Origin of the sequence: Paenarthrobacter histidinolovorans (genome assembly GCF_014647595.1) — a bacterium.
Classification (GTDB): Bacteria; Actinomycetota; Actinomycetes; order Actinomycetales; family Micrococcaceae; genus Arthrobacter; species Arthrobacter histidinolovorans.
In genome coordinates this window covers 315155-332739 of the sequence record NZ_BMPM01000004.1, presented here as the reverse complement: position 1 = coordinate 332739, position 17585 = coordinate 315155, and the positions used below count along the sequence as shown (strand labels likewise).

General features: G+C 61.8%; 19 protein-coding genes. 10 read left to right on the top strand and 9 right to left on the bottom strand.

Annotated features, from left to right (window positions below; translation table 11 throughout):
- Nucleotides 1-74 precede the first annotated feature (74 nt).
- A complete protein-coding gene (locus IEY62_RS12245; protein WP_189018079.1) occupies nucleotides 75-1673 on the top strand; it encodes an ABC-F family ATP-binding cassette domain-containing protein in 1599 nt (532 codons plus the stop codon).
- A gap of 8 nt (nucleotides 1674-1681) precedes the next feature.
- On the opposite strand, the gene IEY62_RS12240 is transcribed toward IEY62_RS12245, so the two are convergent.
- Genes IEY62_RS12240 through IEY62_RS12225 form a run of 4 tightly spaced genes read right to left on the bottom strand, consistent with a single transcriptional unit; the run spans nucleotide 1682 to nucleotide 3790 of the window.
- Complete coding sequence (locus IEY62_RS12240; RefSeq protein WP_189018076.1) at nucleotides 1682-2167, bottom strand: YbaK/EbsC family protein; 486 nt, start codon at nucleotides 2165-2167, stop codon at nucleotides 1682-1684.
- A complete protein-coding gene (locus IEY62_RS12235; RefSeq protein WP_189018073.1) occupies nucleotides 2151-3017 on the bottom strand; it encodes an SURF1 family cytochrome oxidase biogenesis protein in 867 nt (288 codons plus the stop codon). The genes IEY62_RS12240 and IEY62_RS12235 overlap by 17 nt, the downstream gene beginning before the upstream one ends.
- Entirely contained in the window at nucleotides 3018-3290 is a 273-nt protein-coding gene (locus IEY62_RS12230) for a hypothetical protein (protein WP_189018070.1), read from the bottom strand. It abuts the gene before it with no gap.
- Complete coding sequence (locus IEY62_RS12225; protein WP_189018067.1) at nucleotides 3287-3790, bottom strand: DUF3099 domain-containing protein; 504 nt, start codon at nucleotides 3788-3790, stop codon at nucleotides 3287-3289. The genes IEY62_RS12230 and IEY62_RS12225 overlap by 4 nt, the downstream gene beginning before the upstream one ends.
- A 152-nt stretch (nucleotides 3791-3942) precedes the next feature.
- On the opposite strand from IEY62_RS12225, the gene IEY62_RS12220 reads away from it, so the two are divergent.
- From IEY62_RS12220 to IEY62_RS12210, 3 genes are all read left to right on the top strand, one after another.
- Nucleotides 3943-4668, top strand: a complete 726-nt coding sequence (locus IEY62_RS12220; protein WP_189018064.1) for a beta-ketoacyl-ACP reductase — start codon at nucleotides 3943-3945, stop codon at nucleotides 4666-4668.
- A 116-nt stretch (nucleotides 4669-4784) separates the two neighbouring features.
- Nucleotides 4785-5537, top strand: a complete 753-nt coding sequence (locus tag IEY62_RS12215; RefSeq protein ID WP_189018062.1) for an SDR family oxidoreductase — start codon at nucleotides 4785-4787, stop codon at nucleotides 5535-5537.
- A gap of 268 nt (nucleotides 5538-5805) precedes the next feature.
- Nucleotides 5806-7302, top strand: coding sequence for an ATP-binding cassette domain-containing protein (locus IEY62_RS12210; RefSeq protein WP_189018059.1), 1497 nt, complete (start codon nucleotides 5806-5808; stop codon nucleotides 7300-7302).
- Between the two features lie 99 nt (nucleotides 7303-7401).
- Here the strand turns inward: IEY62_RS12210 and IEY62_RS21705 are convergent, their stop codons facing one another.
- From IEY62_RS21705 to serB, 3 genes are all read right to left on the bottom strand, one after another.
- Nucleotides 7402-7596 carry a hypothetical protein gene (locus IEY62_RS21705; protein WP_229785243.1) on the bottom strand — a complete coding sequence of 65 codons (195 nt, stop codon included), beginning with the start codon at nucleotides 7594-7596 and terminating at the stop codon, nucleotides 7402-7404.
- A complete protein-coding gene (locus IEY62_RS21700) occupies nucleotides 7589-7942 on the bottom strand; it encodes a hypothetical protein (RefSeq protein WP_229785242.1) in 354 nt (117 codons plus the stop codon). Before IEY62_RS21700 ends, IEY62_RS21705 begins: the two co-directional genes overlap by 8 nt.
- Nucleotides 7943-8350: 408 nt before the next feature.
- Nucleotides 8351-9244, bottom strand: coding sequence for a phosphoserine phosphatase SerB (serB, locus tag IEY62_RS12200; protein WP_189018056.1), 894 nt, complete (start codon nucleotides 9242-9244; stop codon nucleotides 8351-8353).
- A 110-nt stretch (nucleotides 9245-9354) separates the two neighbouring features.
- On the opposite strand from serB, the gene IEY62_RS12195 reads away from it, so the two are divergent.
- The 5 genes from IEY62_RS12195 to IEY62_RS12175 all read left to right on the top strand — a co-directional run bounded on the left by IEY62_RS12195 (nucleotide 9355) and on the right by IEY62_RS12175 (nucleotide 13346).
- Nucleotides 9355-10140 carry an ABC transporter ATP-binding protein gene (locus IEY62_RS12195; protein ID WP_189018053.1) on the top strand — a complete coding sequence of 262 codons (786 nt, stop codon included), beginning with the start codon at nucleotides 9355-9357 and terminating at the stop codon, nucleotides 10138-10140.
- A 17-nt stretch (nucleotides 10141-10157) separates the two neighbouring features.
- Nucleotides 10158-10943, top strand: coding sequence for a sulfite exporter TauE/SafE family protein (locus IEY62_RS12190; RefSeq protein ID WP_189018050.1), 786 nt, complete (start codon nucleotides 10158-10160; stop codon nucleotides 10941-10943).
- Between the two features lie 7 nt (nucleotides 10944-10950).
- Complete coding sequence (locus tag IEY62_RS12185) at nucleotides 10951-11760, top strand: TrmH family RNA methyltransferase (RefSeq protein ID WP_189018047.1); 810 nt, start codon at nucleotides 10951-10953, stop codon at nucleotides 11758-11760.
- 141 nt (nucleotides 11761-11901) lie between these two features.
- The gene (locus IEY62_RS12180) at nucleotides 11902-12159 is read left to right on the top strand and encodes a type B 50S ribosomal protein L31 (RefSeq protein ID WP_017200906.1); all 258 of its coding nucleotides are present in this window, start codon (nucleotides 11902-11904) and stop codon (nucleotides 12157-12159) included.
- A gap of 86 nt (nucleotides 12160-12245) precedes the next feature.
- Nucleotides 12246-13346, top strand: a complete 1101-nt coding sequence (locus IEY62_RS12175; protein ID WP_189018043.1) for a lipoate--protein ligase family protein — start codon at nucleotides 12246-12248, stop codon at nucleotides 13344-13346.
- A 54-nt stretch (nucleotides 13347-13400) separates the two neighbouring features.
- Here the strand turns inward: IEY62_RS12175 and IEY62_RS12170 are convergent, their stop codons facing one another.
- The gene (locus tag IEY62_RS12170) at nucleotides 13401-14099 is read right to left on the bottom strand and encodes a helix-turn-helix transcriptional regulator (protein ID WP_189018039.1); all 699 of its coding nucleotides are present in this window, start codon (nucleotides 14097-14099) and stop codon (nucleotides 13401-13403) included.
- 73 nt (nucleotides 14100-14172) lie between these two features.
- Between IEY62_RS12170 and IEY62_RS12165 the strand changes: the two genes are divergently transcribed.
- Nucleotides 14173-14913: an alpha/beta fold hydrolase gene (locus tag IEY62_RS12165; protein WP_189018036.1), complete on the top strand. Its 741-nt coding sequence runs from the start codon at nucleotides 14173-14175 to the stop codon at nucleotides 14911-14913.
- Nucleotides 14914-14978: 65 nt separating this feature from the next.
- Here IEY62_RS12165 and pepN read toward each other — a convergent pair whose 3' ends face one another.
- Complete coding sequence (pepN, locus tag IEY62_RS12160; RefSeq protein ID WP_189018033.1) at nucleotides 14979-17585, bottom strand: aminopeptidase N; 2607 nt, start codon at nucleotides 17583-17585, stop codon at nucleotides 14979-14981.

Below are 17585 nucleotides of genomic sequence, written 5' to 3'. Positions count from 1 at the left end.
ACGGCCACACCCCGCCGCACTCATTGGACCCACCGGTCCCCGCAGGCGTTCCCCATTGAAAGGCATCACCCGAATTGATTACCGTCCAGGAACTCGAACTCCGCGCCGGCGCACGCCTGCTCATGGACCAGGTTAACTTCAGGGTGGACAAAGGGGACAAGATCGGGCTGGTCGGCCGCAACGGTGCCGGCAAGACGACCCTGACGCGCGTCCTTGCCGGTGAGGGACTCCCCGCCGGTGGCAAGGTGACCCGCAGTGGAGAGATCGGCTACCTGCCGCAGGATCCCAGGACACCGGACATGGAACAGCTCGCCCGCGACCGTATCCTCTCGGCTCGAGGCCTGGACGTGGTTGTCGGCAAGCTCAAGAAGGCACAGCAGGAAATGGCCAGCGAGGACGCGTCCGTCCAGCGGAAGGCCATGAACCGGTACGACCGTCTGGAATCCGAATTCCTGGCCGGAGGCGGGTACGCCGCAGAGGCCGAGGCTGCCGCGATTTCTTCGAACCTTGCCCTTCCCGAACGCATCCTCAACCAGCCGCTCAAAACGCTGTCCGGTGGTCAGCGCCGCCGCGTGGAGCTTGCCCGCATCCTCTACTCCTCAGCCGAGACGTTGCTGCTTGACGAACCGACAAACCACTTGGACGCGGACTCCATCACCTGGCTGCGGGACTTCCTCAAGGACCATCAGGGCGGCTTGATCGTGATCAGCCACGACGTGGAGCTGCTTGAGGCAACGGTCAACAAGGTCTACCACCTGGACGCCAACCGTGCCCAGATCGACTACTACAACATGGGTTGGAAGCGTTACCTCCAGCAGCGTGAGACCGATGAGCGGGCCCGTAAGCGTGAGCGTGCCAACGCTGAGAAGAAGGCCCAGGTCCTGATCGACCAGGCAAACAAGATGCGCGCGAAGGCTACCAAGGCTGTCGCTGCACAAAACATGGCCAAGCGTGCCGAACGCCTCCTCGGCGGACTTGAGGCCGTTCGTGAAAACGATCGCGTGGCCGCCCTGCGCTTCCCGGACCCTTCACCGTGTGGCAAGACCCCTCTCACCGCCGAAGGTCTGAGCAAGTCCTACGGTTCCCTGGAAATCTTCACGGATGTGGATCTGGCGATCGACCGCGGATCCAAAGTGGTCATCCTCGGCCTCAACGGTGCCGGCAAGACCACCCTGCTGCGGATGCTGGCCGGCGTCGACAAGCCTGACACAGGCGACATCATCCCGGGCCATGGCCTCAAGGTGGGCTACTACGCCCAGGAGCACGAAACGCTGGACCACGAACGTACTGTGCTGGAAAACATGAGGTCCTCGGCTCCGGACATGAAGGACGCGGAGGTCCGCGGAATCCTGGGGTCGTTCCTGTTCTCCGGAGACGACGTCGACAAGCCCGCAGGAGTGCTCTCCGGCGGTGAGAAGACACGCCTGGCCCTTGCCACCATCGTGGCTTCCAGCGCCAATGTGCTGCTCCTCGACGAGCCCACCAACAACCTTGACCCTGCCAGCCGTGCTGAAATTCTGGGTGCGCTCAAGAACTACAGCGGCGCTGTCGTCATGGTCAGCCACGACGAGGGCGCAGTGTCAGCGCTGAACCCAGAGCGGGTGGTGCTGCTTCCGGATGGTGTTGAGGACCACTGGAACGAGGACTACCTGGACCTCATCACCCTGGCATAGCCACTGGGCTAACGAACCCTCAGGGGCTCCGCGCCTGTGATACGGGCCAGCTCTTCGTAGCTGATGGAGAACATCGAGTGATGGTCCCCGGCGCCTGCCCACAGGACGGGGTGCTGCTCCAGCGACGCGTCCAGAATCGTTCGGATTTTACCGGGGTGGCCAATGGGTGCCACCCCACCTACTTCCTGTCCCGTGTGCTCCAGCACGAATGCAGGCTTGGCGCGCCGGATCCTGCCGGTTCCCAGCTGCTCGGCCACGAGCGCCGTGTCCACCTTGGCAGCGCCGCTGGCAAGGATCAGCAGCGGCTGACCGTCGAGATCGAATATCAGGCTGTTGGTAATCGCTGCTACCTCGCAGCCCAGCACCGCTGCTGCGGCTGCGGCAGTGGGCACCTTGTCCTCAAACACATGGACTGTGTCCCTGGCGCCGGCGGCCGTCAGGGCCAACCGGACGTTGACCACGGGATCCGTACCCGGTTCAGTAGCCTTGTGCATCCAGGATTGCGTCTTCCTCTTCTTCGGACGTCGGCCTCTTGTTCTTGCGAGGGGCAGGGACCCGTCGCTTCGGGCTTCCACCGGCGGCGATGATCTGCTCGTCCTCTTCGTCTTCGGCATCGATGGCTGCGTTGCGTGCCTGCTGGCGTGCGGCGTAGCCGAACCCAATGAACATGAGGACTCCAAAGGCGAACCACTGGAGGGAGTAGGAGAGGTGGGTGCCCTCTTCAGTGGCCGGTTTGGGGAACGGCGTGGGCATGGGCTGCACCGCAGGGTCCTCGCCGGCCAGCTGCCCGTAGGCGCCTGTGGCGATGGGGTAGCGGAGTTCAGAGGCAAAGCTTGCGAGGTCGATGGAGGCAAGTTGCCCATCCACAGCCCCGCGGTCCAGCTTCGGTTCGGCCGGCTTCAAGCGCGCAATAACGGTGACCTCGCCTGTGGGGGGCGCCGGGACGACGTCGGGACGGCCCGGTGTGTTGTTACCGATCGGCAGCCAACCGCGGTCGATCACCACAGCTTCGCCGGTAGTGAGGCGGAAAGGAACCACGACGTCGTAGCCTGGCTGGCCGTTCAACGGACGGTTGCGGACAACGCGCTGCCCGTCGATATCGTAAGTGCCCCGCAGTTGGACCTGTGTCCATTCCCGTTCGGGATCAAGTGCGTTGAACTGGTCCTTGATCTCGGCGTAGGGGATGGGGGTCGCGGAATAGTTGCTGACGACACGATTGATTTCGGCGAGCGTCTCTGCCCTGCGGTCCATTTGCCAGCGGCCCAGGAACACACAGGCTGTCGCGAAGATCACGGCCAAAACGAAGTACCCCAGCCACTTGCTGGAGAAAAGAAAGCGGTACATTCAGCGGGCCTCGTTCACTGCCGGATCACCGGTAAACGGCACGGTTTCTTTCCAGAGGCCCCGGGTCTGCAAGTAGTCTTCAAGCCACTCACGGTGCTCATTGCACGCAAGCCACACCTTTCGACGCTCCGGTGTGTGGATGCGCGGATTGTTCCATAGGAGCTGCCACCCGGCGTCCTGGCGGCACCCCTTCCGGGAACATGTGGCCGCAGCTGTGGCTTGCCCGGAGTCCTGGCCGCCCAAGCCTGCGCCGCCAAGGTTAAAGATATTCATGAAGCCGCCCGTTCATCGCCGGGGTTACCGGCCTCTCCTGCTTGGTCCTTCGTTGTGGGGTCTGCCTCTTCGGCAGCTGGTTGTTCATCCACCAACTCGCCTTGAAGCACCGTGGGTGCGTCGCCGTCCTGGTCGTCGTCCGGCAGGTCCGACCGTTCAATTTCCGGAACTGCAACGTAGTCCAGGAGTGAATCACTGTGGTCCTCGGCTTTGTCGTTGCCGTTGGCGATGACCACGGCAATCCAGGGAAGGAAGACCGCGCCTGCAATGGCAATGATCTTGAACCAGCCGTCAACGACGAAAATCAGAACGATGCAGACCATGCGGATGCCCATGGCCACGGCATACTTGATCATTCGTTCGCGCATGTCCTCGGAGTGCGCGGCAGCGGCGTCGGTGATGCTGTGGACTTCGGGGTCGCTGGAGACCGCGTCCGGTTCCCCGGGCACTTGCTGCAGGGGGCTGTTCTCTCGTGTCACAGCTGAATCATCACGCTCCAAAGGCCTCTTCCAATTCTCTCACCCCGGCCGTACCCGCCCAAACCGCGCAGCGTTCCGGTTACCCGCGGGTTGCTGCGGGCGGCGGATAAGATCGAAACAGCAAAATCCCTTTTCACGCGGCATTCGATGACCGCAGAACCTGGAGCGAAAGTATGTCTGAAGCAGTATCCACCGGTCGCAGCGTCCTGATCACCGGCGGCAACCGCGGCATCGGTCTGGCCATCGCGGAATCCTTCCTGGCCAACGGTGACAAGGTGGCTGTTACCTACCGCAGTGAAACAGAACTCCCTGAGGGAATCCTGGGCGTCAAAGCCGACGTCACGGATGAAGCTTCGATCGATGCAGCGTTCAAGATTGTCGAAGAGGCGCACGGGCCGGTTGAGGTCCTCGTAGCGAACGCAGGCATCACCAAGGACACGCTCCTGCTGCGCATGAGCGAAGACGACTTCACCTCGGTTCTCGACACCAACCTGACGGGCGCCTTCCGGGTCATCAAGCGTGCTTCCAAAGGCATGATCAGGCTCCGCAAGGGCCGCGTGGTTCTTATCTCATCGGTCTCGGGCCTCTATGGAGCCCCCGGCCAGATCAACTACTCCGCCTCCAAGGCCGGAATGGTAGGCATTGCACGGTCCTTGACCCGCGAGCTGGGGAGCCGGGGCATCACCGCCAACGTAGTGGCCCCCGGGTTCATCAACACCGACATGACAGCCGAACTCCCGGAGGACACGCAGAAGTCCTATCTCGCCAACGTCCCGGCCGGTCGTTTCGCCGAGGCATCCGAAGTGGCCAACGTCGTTCGCTGGGTAGCCAGTGATGAGGCCGCCTACATCTCCGGCGCCGTGATTCCGGTTGATGGTGGCCTGGGGATGGGCCACTGACCCACTACCGCCAACGGTAGTTTTTGTGCGGGGCCGACAACGGATTTCATCGTTGCCGCTGGCATGATGGAATCGGAGCCCACGGAATTTGGATGAACTGAACAAAAGGAGCACGAATGGGAACGCTGGATAACAAGACCGCGATCGTCACGGGGTCTTCCCGCGGAATCGGCGCTGAAGTTGCCAAGATCCTCGCTGGCGAGGGTGCCGCCGTCGTCGTTAATTACCGCCAGAAGGCGCCCCGCGCCAACAAGGTGGTGGCTGAAATCCAGGCCGCCGGTGGACGTGCAGCTGCGGTCGGCGCGGACCTCACCACCGATGAAGGCGTGCACGCCCTGGCCAGCACGGCCATGGAGCAGTTCGGTTCCCTCGACGTGCTGGTGCTCAACGCCTCCGGCGGCATGGAGACCGGCATGGAGGAGGGCTACGCTCTCAAACTGAACCGCGATGCCCAGATCAACATGCTTAATGCTGCAGTGCCCCTCATGCCCGAGGGTTCGCGGGTGGTCTTCGTGACCAGCCACCAGGCACATTTCGTGGAAACTGTCCCCACCATGCCCGAGTACGAGCCCGTGGCCAAGAGCAAGCGCGCTGGTGAGGACGCCCTTCGTGCGCTCCTGCCCAGCCTGGCTGACAAGGGCATCTCGCTGGTCGTGGTTTCCGGCGACATGATCGAGGGGACCGTGACGGCAACCCTCCTTGACCGGTCCAACCCGGGCGCCATCGAGGCCCGTCGCGCAGAAGCGGGCAAGTTGTACTCCGTGGAAGAGTTCGCGGCCGAGGTCGCCAAGATGGTTACCGCCGACGTCGAAACCGGCCACACCGAGTACGTTGGCGGCGCGGATTACTTCAGCAAGAGCGCCGAGTAGCCTCCACCTCATTCGCTGCGGCCCGGGACAATGTCCCGGGCCGCAGGTGTTTAACCTCTGCATGGTTTCAATATGGTAAATTCTCGCCGTTTTTGCGTCACGATTTGCCCGGGATTGTTTTAGTTTCTGCTTTTTGCCTTTTAGCATTCCATCTGATTGACTCGGCACTGCATCCAGATCCTCTATTGCATCGCAATGCGTTCGGGATGCCTTGCGCGCTACGGCCCTTTGGCAGCCGTCAACGCATAAATGTGAACTAGGAGCTTCTTTGGACCTGCTATTGCATGCAGATGGTATTCATGCGTCATATGAACAGCGCCGCATCCTCAAGGGTGTTGATATTTCGTTGCATCGTGGCGAAATTCTTGGATTGATAGGCACCAACGGTGCGGGAAAGACCACGCTGATGGATGTGCTTTCAGGAACCCTGAGGCACGACTCCGGCGTGATCACCATGGCGGGTGAGAAATACGGTCCCGAATCCCGGGATGAAGCGCAGGCCTGCGGTGTGGGAATCATTCCACAGAACTTCAAACTCGATCCCGCGATGACCGTCGCCCAGGCAATTTACCGGGGCACCTTTCAATCCGGCAAGCCACAGGAGGACCTCCGTGGCCCCGCCCTGAAACTAATCAACGACGTTGCGATACACCTTGACCCTGATGCCACAATCGGCACTCTGATCCGGGCCGAGCAAACGCTGGTGGAAGTCCTGAGGATGGTTGCCGAAGAAGCGCAGCTGGTCATCATGGATGAAGTGGCAGCGTCCCTTCCCGATCACGACGTCGCGGCGCTGCACACGGTCCTGAGAATGCTGATCAACCAGGGGAGGGCGATCATCTACATCACCCACCGCCTTGATGAAGTTCATTCAATTGCCGATCGCATTGCGGTGCTGCGGGACGGTACAGTCCACAGAATCCTGGAAGCCAGCCAGACCAACGCTGACGAACTGGCTTTCCTGCTTCTGCAGCAAAAGCCTGCGGGCAGCACCCGGCCCGTAGAGCCTTCGGGCAATGACGAAGCACTGCGCGTGGTGAACCTCAGCGTCGACGACTCTGTCCGGGACGTAACGTTCAGCGTGGCCAAAGGCGAGATTTTTGGATTGCTGGGAACCCACAAATCAGGTGTCTACCCTTTGCTTGAATCACTCGCAGGTATCAGGCCAAACACTTCGGGACAGGTTTTCCTGCACGGACAACCGGTCCACATCCAGGGGCCGGAGGATGCCCTGCGGTTGAAGATTGGTTACCTCTCGGACGATGCCGGAAATGTGGACGCCACAACCAGCATTGCGAAGGGCCTGCGTGAGGATCCTGTCGACGCGGGCCTGCAGGATGAGATCACTGGCCTTCGCGGCGTCATCGAACTCGTGCGCCGAATGCGCATCAACACAACGAACATCCACGGCACGCTCACAACACTGTCCGGTGGGGACCGCCAGAAGGTCTCGCTCGCCAAGTGGATGACAACCGGCTGCGACGTATTGATCCTGAGCCACCCCAGTCGCGGTATCGACATTGGGGCAAAGGACGTTGTCTACCAGATGCTCAACGAGCTCAGGCAAACAGGCGTCGCGATCATCTTGATGTCCTCGGATCTCACTGAACTGGTCAGCTGGTGTCACCGGATAGGGGTGGTCAGGGATGGTGAACTCGTGACCATCGAGGCCAATTCCAACACCAACGAGGACGTTTTGGTCTACCACATGCTGGGGAGCGCAGCCGCATCCGGAAACAGCAACGCCCGGAGGGTGAAGAGCTGACTGCCAGGTGAGAGTCCAATGATTCACCAAGGGCCACAGGCCAAAGAAGAAAGGGACGGCCGCTTCCACAGCGGCCGTCCCTTTTGCTCCCCAGGACGATCAGATGGTAATCCCTTTGGCGAGGTTGTTGAGTTTGTGTCGGGCCAAGGCCAGGTTCGCATAGCTGCGGTCCAGTACCAAGTACACGAACAGGCCCTTCGAGCCACCGGAATTGAGGACGTTGATCAGGTGGTACTGCCCACCCAAGGTGATGAGGACGTCCTCGATATCGCTGTCCAGGCCGAGGTCAGCCATGGTACGCAGCTTGGCGGTCACCACGTTTGAGTTTCCGGCTGCGGCAACGCCGAGGTCGAATCCGGGGCTTCCCCCCCTGCGCGAGGGCCATACCGCTGGAATAGTCGACGACGGCCGCACCCGTGGCGCCTTCGATGGACAGCAGTTGCTTTATAGCTTCATCAAGCGTGCTCATGTTGCATTCTTCCTGTTCAGTAATGTCATCGATGGAATACGTGAAATGGGCACCGGAGAAGAGTTCAGGGAACGCATCGAGACCCTCATCCTTTGAATGCACGGAGGAATCCATGGATTCATTTGATTCGCTGGTTTTCCACCATTTCCATGTGCGTTGCAAACGGTTCACTTGCAGCTCCTGCGCCTCCCTCACCCCCGGCCACCGCCCACCTCACGGTACCTCCAACAGAATATGCGCAAAGTGCGATTAAAAACCATTGTGGTTCTGATATGTCGGGTTTGTTCCGGACTAAAGCAATGACTGGTAACGATCAAATAAAAAGTTTCATTTTCGGCGTCACGAAATCACATGAACGGTTTCTTGCAGAGCCCCCAATGCCCCGGACCGGCACTTCGGGGACGACCTGCCGTTTTGTACAGCTGTGGGGTCAAGGCCAGCCATGCCGACGGACGCTCCCACGTGTGTTTGCTGAATAACCATCTTTCGCTCCTGGTGATCTGGTTGCCTCGAGTCACCAAATAGGTGGGACAAGAGCGCCGATCGTGTTGCGAAAGGGGAAAGCCAGTACGGAGGACGTCAGACGTTGGCGATGTGACGCACTGCGTCAAGGTAGGGCATATTGATCGCCGCGTCCGCCACTGCGCGAACCGCAGGCTTGGCATTGAATGCCACGCCGATCCCGGCCGCGCCCAGCATGTCGAGATCGTTCGCACCGTCACCAACAGCGATTGTGTGCGCCAACTCGATTCCTTCGGCCGCCGACCACTGCCGCAAGTATTTCTCCTTGGCAGCCCGATCGATGACGGCACCCAGGACTTTGCCTGTCAGGGCGCCGTCGACGATTTCAAGCTCATTGGCAATCCAGTAATCAAGGCCCAGTTCCTCTGCGATGGGCCCAAGGATCTGGTTAAAGCCACCGGAAACAACAGCCACCACGTGGCCGGCTGCTTTGAACGCGGCCACGAGTTCTGCCGCCCCCAGGCTGAGGCGCACTTCGTTGCGCACCGAATCCACGACGGCGGCCGGCAAGCCAGCCAGGACAGCAACGCGGGCGTGGAGGCTCTGGGCGAAGTCGAGCTCACCGCGCATCGCGGCTTCTGTCACCGCGGCGACCTCTTCACGCTTGCCCGCATATGCAGCAAGAAGTTCGATGACTTCCTGCTGGATGAGCGTTGAGTCCACGTCCATGATGAGCAGCTTGCGTTCTGCTTGCCGGAGGCCCGTGGGGACCAGGGCAGTGTCGACGCCCTCGACGGCGGCTTCGGCCACCCGGCGTCGAAGGGCAGAAAGGTCGTCCGGTGATTCAAGCCGTGCTTCCACTTCAGAGGTGAAAACGCCGAACCTGTCATCGCCTTCCTGTGATTCCGCTGACACTTCCGCGCCTGCGTCGGCCAGCACCTTGCGCACGCCCTCAAGCGAATCGGGGGAAATTTTCACGCCATAGCTGACCGCAGCCAAGTTCGAAGTCATGGCTTCAATCCTACTGAGGGCGCGTCGTCCACCCGAATCTGTTTCGACTCATATACGGGCAGAAACATCAGTTATCAGTCACGTGCAGTTTTGTCCTAGTGTCTACTGCTATGAGTGATGTTCTGGAATTGGCCTCCGTCAGCGTTGTCCGCGGCAAGAAGACCCTGCTGGACAAGGTGGACTGGCAGGTCAACGAAGGCGAACGGTGGGTCATCCTGGGCCCGAACGGCGCAGGCAAAACGACGCTTCTCCAGATTGCAGCCGCACGCCTGCACCCCAGCAGCGGCAAGGCCGGGATCCTCGACGAAACCCTGGGCCGCGTGGATGTCTTTGAACTCCGGCCACGGATCGGACTCTCCTCCGCAGCGCTGGCTACCCAGATCCCCGAGCATGAGAACGTCCTCAACGTCGTGGTCACCGCAGCCTACGGCGTCACCGGCCGCTGGCGGGAAGGCTACGAGCGCGACGACGAACGCCGCGCCTTTGGCCTCCTGAACGATTGGGGGATGGGCCCCCTGCTTAACCGCACCTTCGCGACGTTGTCCGAGGGTGAGCGGAAGAGGGTACAGATCGCCCGCGCCCTCATGACCGACCCCGAACTCCTGCTGCTGGATGAGCCTGCCGCCGGCCTGGACCTTGGCGGGCGCGAAGAGCTGGTTCACAAACTCGGTGAACTCGCCAGCGACCCGGATGCACCGGCCATGGTGCTGGTGACCCACCACCTTGAAGAAGTGCCACCGGGATTCACCCACGCAATGCTGCTCCGGGAAGGGGGCGTGGTGGCTGCCGGTCCCATCAAGGACGTCCTCACTGACGAGCACCTGGGCAACACCTTTGGCCTCGCCCTGGACGTTTCCGAAAACGCCGGGCGCTACACAGCCACCGCACGGCGCTAGGGCGGTCCGGGACAAACGTGGAGATTCTTAGCAGCATCCTGGTCTTTTTTGCGGGCTTGTGGGCCGGCACCATCAACGCAGTAGTCGGCTCGGGCACCTTGGTGACCTTCCCCGTGCTGATCGCCCTGGGTGTGGCGCCCGTCGTCGCTTCCATGAGCAACGCCATGGGCCTTGTCGCCGGTACGGCAGCCGGCGCCTGGGGTTACCGCCGCGAACTGGCCGGCCGCGGCAGGCAGCTGCTCAAGCTGATGCCGGCATCGCTGTTGGGTGGCATCACCGGCGCATGGCTGCTCCTCCACCTGCCGGAAAAGGTCTTTGCCTATGTGGCACCTGTCCTGCTGGTCGCAGCCTTGCTCATGGTGCTGTTCCAGCCCAAACTCCAGGCATGGATCCGCAACAGGGAACAGAACCCCGAGCATGCCATCAAGGACAAGAGCCACGGCATCCTCTTGGTGGTCCTGATCTACCTCGCCGGGGTCTACGGCGGTTACTTTGTGGCCGCGCAAGGAATCCTCCTGGTGGGGATCCTCGGAGTCTTCCTCTCCGGCACCATGCAAAATGCCAACGCCATGAAGAACATCCTCACCCTGACGGTGAACATGGTTGCCGCTGTTTCCTATCTCATCTTCGCCTTCGACAGAATCAACTGGTGGGTCGTCCTGCTCATTGCCATCAGTTCCACGATCGGCGGGCTGCTCGGATCGAAGGTTGGCCGGAAGTTGTCGCCCAAGGTGCTGCGCGGCGTGATCTTCACCCTCGGTATTGTGGCGCTTGGCTTCATGATCGCCAACCTTCTGAAGTGATCCCGGGGTGACATTCCACTACCTTGAGTCCGCTGACGATCCACGCGTCAGCGATTACACCACGCTCACCGATGTGCACCTCCGCAAGCTCCGGGAGCCCCGCGAGGGCATGTATATCGCGGAGTCCTCCAGGGTCCTGCGCAGGGCATTGGCCGCAGGCCACCAGCCACGTTCTTTCTTCCTCGCAGAGAAGTGGCTGGAAGACCTCACTGACGTCTTCCAGGAGTATCCGGATGTTCCGGTCTTCATAGGGAAGGCGTCGCTGCTGGAGGAAATCACGGGTTTCCACCTCCACCGGGGAGCCATGGCCGCCATGCACCGCCCGGCTCCTGTCCCGCTGGAGGAACTCCTGGCCACCGCCGAACGCGTGGCCGTGCTCGAAGACATCGTGGACCACACCAACGTGGGCGCGATCTTCCGGTCAGCTGCTGCGCTGGGCGTCGACGCCGTCCTGGTCTCGCCACGGTGCGGCGATCCGTTGTACCGCCGCAGCGTGCGCGTCAGCATGGGCACGGTCTTCCAGGTCCCCTGGGCACGTTTGGAGAGCTGGCCACAGGACCTGGGACGCCTCAAGGAACAGGGCTTCACCGTGGCAGCCATGGAACTGACAGACGACGCACTGGACCTTGACGAGCTGGCCGCAAGGCAGCTCCCGAAACTGGCGCTGGTGCTGGGAACCGAAGGTTCAGGCATGAGCGCGGAGACCCTCGCCGCCGTCGACCTCGCCGTTAAGATCCCCATGCGTGCTGGTGTCGACTCCCTTAACGTGGCAGCTGCCTCCGCCGTGGCGTTCTGGGAACTGCGTCCGCAGGACTGATCCCGGTTCGTATGGCGTGTTGGTTTCGGCTATGATTGGTTGTTGGCCCGGAAGCTGGAATGTTTCATTGCAGTCCACGGACCACCTCCATTCATACCTGGCAGCTGGCAAAATCCAGTTGCGTGAACAAAAGGTCCCATTATGAAGTCTGATATCCACCCGAAGTACGAAGCTGTTGTCTTCAACGACCTGGCTTCCGGTACGCAGTTCCTGACCAAGTCCACCGTGTCTTCCTCGAAGACCATCGAGTGGGAAGACGGAAACACCTACCCGGTTATCGACGTCGAAATCTCCTCGGAGTCCCACCCGTTCTACACGGGCAAGCAGCGCATCATGGACTCCGCAGGCCGCGTCGAGCGCTTCAACGCCCGCTTCAAGGGCTTCGGCGGCAAGAAGTAACCACTTCACCCCAAGGCTTTCGAAAGCCCGCATTACCGGATTCTCCGGCAATGCGGGCTTTTGCGTTTTCCGGCAAGATGGAAACCATGACTTCCCAGCCGACACCTGAAACACACAACGACGACGCCGGCACCCGCCTTCACGGCGAATACAAGGTTCCCGGCGGCAAACTGGTGGTGGTGGACCTGGATATCGTGGATGGACGATTCGCCAACGTCTCCCTTAGCGGCGACTTCTTCCTCGAACCCGATGAAGCCCTGCAGGATATCAACGACGCCTTGACAGGCCTTCCTGAGACGTCCACAGCAGCGGATATCGCCGCGTCGGTCAGCAGCGGATTGCCGGAGGGCGCAACGCTGTTCGGTTTCTCCGCAGAGGCCGTGGCCATAACAGTCCGCCGTGCTCTGTCCAAAGCCACCAGCTGGGCCGACCACCAGTGGGACGTCATCCCGCCGTCGGTTCTCCCAACGCACGTGAACGTCGCCCTGGACGAAGTACTGACGGAAGAAGTCGGAGCCGGGTTGCGCAATCCCACGCTGAGGTTCTGGGACTGGGAAGAGCCCTCAGTGGTCATCGGCAGTTTCCAGTCGGTCAAGAACGAGGTTGATCCCCAGGGCGTCGCCCGCCATGGAATCACCGTGGTCCGGCGCATCAGCGGCGGCGGGGCCATGTTCATGGAGGCCGGCAACTGCATCACCTACTCCCTGTACCTGCCACAGACGCTGGTGGACGGCATCAGCTTCGCCGACTCATACGCATTCCTGGACGCCTGGGTCATGGCCGCCCTCGAGAAGCTGGGAATCACCGCTTTTTATGTGCCCCTCAATGACATCGCAACGGACCAGGGCAAGATCGGTGGAGCCGCCCAGAAGCGGCTTGCCAACGGCGGCATGCTCCATCACGTCACCATGAGCTACGACATCGACGCCGACAAAATGGTGGAAGTGCTGCGGATCGGCAAGGAGAAGCTCTCGGACAAAGGCACGCGCAGTGCCAAGAAACGCGTGGACCCCCTGCGACGCCAGACCGGTATGGCCCGGGCCGCGATCCTTCAGGCCATGCAGGACGTGTTTTCCGAGCGGTATGGTGCAACGCAGTCCTTGCTCACTGAAGCAGAACTTGAAGAAGCCAGGAAACGTGTCGACTCCAAGTTCGGCACCAGCGAATGGTTGAACCGGGTTCCCTAGCCGTCAAGACCCACAGTCGGTGGCTTCAAGGCTCACAGTCAGTGGCTGAAAGGCTCACACGCGGCCTCCATGCACCGGCCTGGCGTTTTCCGGGGGATCGCCAACCTCGTCGATGCCATGGCCACTGCAGGCGGTCGAGGTGACGCTTGCCCGCTCGATGCGGGAGACGGCGAACCACCGAATTGCATCGCGCAGCCGGCACCACCCCACCAGGTACCACTGGCCATTCGTGGAAGCGAACAGCACAGGCTCGACGTCGCGGTTAGTCGTTGTCCCATCTGCCGAGGTGTAACGGATGCGGACCACTCGCTGCGCGGCCATCGCTTCCTCCAGTGCCGAACTGGTTTTGCGGGAAGGCGGGCGAATCGCATTGACCCAGATGCGGCCGGCCAGTTCGTCTGCTCTTGCCTTGGTTCCGGGATCGAGCACGTCCAGGATTTTATGGATACCTGCCGCGGCCAAGTCGGCGAACGGGGCATCGGGGGCAGCGGACACAGCAGCCAGGAGGGCAACGGCCTGGGCTGGGGACAGGCTGACGGGCGGCAGGGATGCCCCTGTGGCCAGCCCGTAGCCACCACCCGGGCCTGGGCGGGACCAGATGGGTGCCCCGCTGTTTTCCAATGCATCGAGGTCTCTCTTGACGGTGCGGACGGATACTGCGAACTCTTTGGCCAGCCTTTCGGCGGAAAGCCCCCGGGTACCGCTTCGACGCAACATTTCGGAGAGGGCGTGCAGCCGCTCGACCCGCTTCACCGTTCCAGCCTTGGCAAATTCATGACATAAATAGTGACATACCCTTGTCCCCGGCGGCTGGGAGGCTGAGGTCATGACAATCTCCACGAACCCTCCAACCATCATTCTCATCGCCGGCCACTGGCTGGGCGCCTGGGCCTGGGACGAGGTCCTTGAACACCTCGGAAGCGATCACTCCCGGGGGGTGGCAATGACCCTTCCGGGTCTCGACCCCGAAGATCCCAACCGGGCCAGGAGGACTCTCGACGAACAAGCGGCGGCGGTCCTGGACCTCATGGCCCAACACGGGGTCTCGGAAGAGCAGCCGGCAGTCCTCGTTGCCCACAGTGGCGCGAATGCTCCTGCCAGCCTCGTCCTGGATCGTCACCCCGGGCTCATCCGTCGAATGGTCTGGGTAGACTCCGGACCTCTGTCCACAGGATGTGCCTTCGACCCGGACTTTCCGGAGGGGCTGGATGAGCTTCCCTTGCCGCCCGTCGACGTCCTGGCAAACCAAGCGAGCCTCGAAGGCCTGAACGCCAGGATCCTTGAGCGCTTTCAGACCCTGGCCGTCCCGGAACCCGGGCCAGTTCTTCGTCAGCCCGTTGAGCTCACGAACGACGCCCGACGAAAGGTCCGCACCACCCTGGTGTGCTGCTCGATTCCGAGCACGAAGGTGTTGGAACTGGCCCACGCAGGCCATGCCATGTTTGCCGAAGTCGCGCACCTCGAGCACCTGGACGTTCTTGACCTCCCCACAGGGCACTGGCCCATGTGGAGCCGACCCCGCGACCTTGCCAGGGCCATACAGTCAGAAGCTTCCCGTACAAACTGACGAACCTGAACCAATGGCGCGGGCCCGGGGGCAGGAACCAGCTTCGAGCAGTCCCTGGATCACCCTCAGCCGTTTGCCGACTGTGCGGTGAGGGCCCGCAGGAGGTGGCTCCGCTGCTCAATGATGATGCGCAGCAAGGCCCGGGGAGCGTCGGGGTGGTGCTGCAGCCAGTCATCCGTCCTGAGCACCACAGGATGCTGGGCGGGCTCCACTCCCTGCGCAAGATCCTGGGCTGCCGGGAAAAGCCCGCGGACGATCCTGCCGGCAATTTCAATGCTGCGCTCGGCCCATACCCGTTCAAGGCACTCGAAATAGGGCTCGATATAGGATGCCAGCATGTCACTGGGCGCGGTGACGAAGCCGGCAATGGTGGCGCTGAGGATCTCGTTGGAGAGGCCGGTGGTGTTGACGGCCAGGTCCCAGGCTGCCGCCTTCACGGCAGTATCCGGGCGGGCAGCCGACGCCAAGGCGTGACCCTCCTTGCCGGACGCCGTCTTATCCGTTTCGAGTTCCCTGTCCAGCTCGGCCTGGCTTGCCTCGCCGTGCGCAGCCAGAGCCTGCCAGAGGCTCCATCGCAGCTCGGCATCGACCGTTAAGCCCTCAATAACGGTGGTGCCATCAAGGATGCTGCGCAGCAGGGGGAGTTCGCTGTCACCGTGGCGCGAGACGTCTGCCAACGTTCTGGCCCAGGCCAGTTGCGCATCGGAGCCGGGAGCCGAAGCCCGTAGTTGACGAGCCGCGACTGCCAGGAAATCCTTGCGAACGCCGCCCCTGGACCGTGGGGTTACGAAGCGTTCAATGGCGCTGGAGGCGTTTCCGAGCACATTCTGGAGGACTCCGATGCCGGATTCCGCCGGAGCGAACTGCTCCACCGCGCTCACGTATCGTGCAGCGGGCGTCACTCCGTCCCGGGCAGAGTCCCACAGTGCCGTCCAGCACAGGGCCCGCGCCATGGGGTCCTGGATTCTGTCCAGCGAGGTACGCACCGTGTGCTCGGAGACAGGGTCCAGCCGGACCTTGGCATAGCTCAGGTCGTCATCGTTGACCAGCAACAAAGCCGGCCGCTTCTTGCCTGCCAGCCCGGAGACGAGGGTGCTGGGGCCAGCCACATCCACTTCCACGCTTTCCAACCTGAGCAAAGCACCGGTCTGGTCGGCGTCGTACAGTCCAAGGCGCATGCGGTGAGGCCGGAGTTCCTGGCGGCCGGTCAAGGGATCGACGGCTTCCTGCTCCAGCATCACCGCGCCCATCACGCCGTCGTCCTCAACGATATCGGCCGCGATGGTGGAGATACCGGAGGTCTGCAGCCACTGCCGGGCCCAATCACCGAGGTCCCGTCCCGAGGCTTCGCTGAGGGCCTTGAGCAGATCCTGCAGGGATGTGTTGCCGAAGGCGTGCTCGCGGAAGTACTGCCGGGATCCGGCAATGAAGGCATCGAAGCCGACGTAAGCCACCAGTTGCTTCAGTACTGAGGCGCCCTTGGCATAGGTGATTCCGTCAAAGTTCTGCTTTGCGGCCTCAAGATCCGGAATATCCGCCACAATCGGGTGGGTCGTGGGCAGTTGGTCCTGGACGTAGGCCCAGGCCTTACGCTTGCTGGCGAAGTTTATCCATGCCGTGTCCCAGTCGGTGGCCCGGTCCACGCCCAGGGTTCCCATGAAGTCCGCGAACGATTCCTTCAGCCACAGATCGTCCCACCAGGTCATGGTCACCAGATCACCGAACCACATATGAGCCATCTCGTGCATGAGGGTGTTTGACCTGGCCTGGTACTGGGCATCGGTGGCACGTGAGGCATAGACGTACTTTTCGGTGAAGGTCACCAGCCCCGGGTTCTCCATGGCGCCCAGGTTGTACTCGGGCACGAAAGCCTGATCGTATTTGCCCCAGGGGTACGGATAGTCGAAAAGCCTGTTGAAGAAGGCCAGGCCGCTCTTGGTGAGCCCGAACAGCTCCCCGGCATCGAAGGACGGCGCCAAAGACGCGCGGCAGTAAAGTGCCAGCGGCACATCCAGGCGGGTGCCGTCGTCGAGCGTTGCATCCCAGTGGTCTGTCGCTTTGAAGTAAGGCCCGGCCAGCACAGTGGTGATGTAGGTGGACATCCGTTGTGTGGTGGCAAAGTCCCACTGCGAGACTGCATCCGCGCCCTGGACAGGGAAGCGCGAAGCTTCCGAACCGTTGGATGCGACTTCCCATCCCGAAGGAGCAATGACGTGGAACGTGAATTCCGCTTTGAGGTCCGGCTGTTCAAAGTTGGCAAAGACGCGGCGGCAGTCCGCCGGTTCGTACTGTGTGTACAGGTAGCACTGCCCGTCGGCCGGATCGACGAAACGGTGCATTCCCTCCCCGGAACGGCTGTAGAGGGCTGTCCCGGTAACCGTCACCGTGTTTTCCGCCGCGAGGCCCTCAAGGAGGATCCGGTCCTGGTCCACCACCGTTCCCACATCCAGGGAGCGTCCGTTCAACACCACGGACTGCACGCCTCCGCTGATGAAATCAAGGAAGGTTCCGGAGCCGGGCCGGGCTGAAAAAGTGATGGTACTGGTGCTCGGATATCCGCTGACTGCGGGATCGGCCGCGTCCCGGACATCAAGAGTGACGTCGTAGCTGTGGGTGGTGATCAGGGCTGAACGGGTAGCGGCTTCATCGCGCGACAGATTGTGATTCGACAC